Origin of the sequence: Streptosporangium sp. G11, assembly GCF_051192615.1 — a bacterium.
Classification (GTDB): domain Bacteria; phylum Actinomycetota; class Actinomycetes; order Streptosporangiales; family Streptosporangiaceae; genus Streptosporangium.
The window spans coordinates 1-785 of record NZ_JBPJUQ010000334.1; the positions used below are offsets into that span (position 1 = coordinate 1).

1 protein-coding gene is annotated in these 785 nt (G+C 65.2%); it reads right to left on the reverse strand.

Annotated elements, in window-relative coordinates:
• Positions 1-785, reverse strand: a 785-nt coding sequence (locus ACSDR0_RS50875; protein ID WP_435296181.1) for a non-reducing end alpha-L-arabinofuranosidase family hydrolase, incomplete at both ends; no start/stop codon positions are given.

A 785-nucleotide genomic window follows, 5' to 3' on the forward strand; every position in this document is an offset into this window, starting at 1 on the left:
TCGCCGTGGCTGATGTCGTTGGTCCAGGTGGCGCCGCTGTTGGCCTTGCCGGCGAAGGGGTTGCTCTCGGTGGCGGCCTGGGGTGTCCAGGTGCCGTTGAGGCTGGTGGCGGTGAAGGAGCGGAAGTAGCGGCCCTGGGAGCCGATCGCCTCGACGATCATGAGGTAGCGGTTCTGGTTGGCGAGCTTGTAGACCTGGACGGCTTCGAACAGGTTGTTGGTGGTGTCGCTCATGATGACGGTGGAGGTGGAGCCGAAGCTGCCGGGGAAGTTGCCGATGGGCATGCTGGCCCGGTAGATCTTGCCGTTGTCACCCGCGAAGAACAGGTACATGTTCGTGTCGTCGCCGATGACGGCCTGGTCGATGGGACCGGTGTTGGAGCCGGAGATGCTGCCGGAGAACAGCGTCTGGGCCGATGACCAGCCGTTGGGGTTGGTCGGGTTGGTGGAGGTGCGGTAGGAGAAGGCGGGGCCGCCCCACTGGTAGGCCAGCACCCAGATGTTCTTGGGCGCGAAGTAGAACAGTGAGGGTGCCACGGTGGCCGAGTTCATCGCGTTCTGGCTGGCCGAGCCCATCTGGGAGTAGTTGGTGAACAGGCCGAAGTTCATCGAGCCCCAGCTGCTGCCGAAGTCGTGGGTGGTGGCGTAGACCAGCTGCTGCCCGTTGTAGGGGGCGACGGTGAAGTCCTTGAGCGAGACCCAGCCCGACCTCGGCTGCGCCAGCGCTCCGGTCGACGTCCAGCGGTACGACGAGGGAAGGTTGCACGTACCGGTCGGCGTCGGCGT